The 841-nt window shown below is 53.0% G+C and carries 2 protein-coding genes; both read right to left on the minus strand.

The window, feature by feature from the left end; genetic code table 11:
• The coding region (locus ACX4ZE_RS22860; protein ID WP_480275525.1) for a hypothetical protein at nt 1–227 on the minus strand (227 nt) is incomplete at its 3' end.
• 423 nt (nt 228–650) lie between these two features.
• Nucleotides 651–841 (minus strand): hypothetical protein (locus ACX4ZE_RS22865; protein WP_480275526.1); only part of this gene is annotated, 191 nt, incomplete at its 5' end.

Below are 841 nucleotides of genomic sequence, written 5' to 3' on the forward strand. Positions count from 1 at the left end.
GCACCACCGGCTTCATTCCCCCGGAAACCGACATTCAACGCCTCCGACTCGCAAGCAACACGCCTCAACGCAGCCACAAGCCGATCGACATCGGCATCGGCATCGGAAACGAGATCGACATATACCACAATATTGTTCGGTACCTCCGGAGTCAGCGTCTGCGCAACCCAGAGCTCTTCCTGAACAGAAGACGCACGATACACACGAGTGTCATCCAACGAATTCATGCCGATCTCACTTACCTTCCGAACAGTGCCTAATACCATCTACGATCACGAACATCCGATTACCGGACACCACCCCCCACACATACGACAATTTTCTGATCGATTCACACCCGCCGACCCTGGTGGACTTCACCACTACGGCAACCAGATCACCGATCGAATCCAACCTGTACACATGATCCGGACGCACAGCGGACCCGAACCTTCCGTTCAATACAACTCAGACACCCCCTCGGGCGACCTTGTGTCACAGAAATCTGTTTCACTCATACCAACCAACCCTCCAGTTGTATCGACCATTCGATATATGCACACTGTTCAGCCAACCCATGCCTCACGACCCGTCGGCCGATCAAAATTCCACTATCCATCGGTCGATGTGCGGCATAAACCGACGCGGAATTAATCGATCTTCCTTCCCAGTCAGAAAACGACACTGCCACTCCGCTCCACGGTCACCGCACACGACATACCGAACAGTTCCTCAATAGAGTCGGCATCCATTACCACAGCCAAAACAGAAGGATCGACATCGACATCGACAGTGGAATACAAGAACCCCACCGACAACGGGTCGAGACAATCCCTACGATAGATTTCTCGAATCGCTCCAG

The organism is Nocardia sp. TBRC8007, from assembly GCF_056629435.1.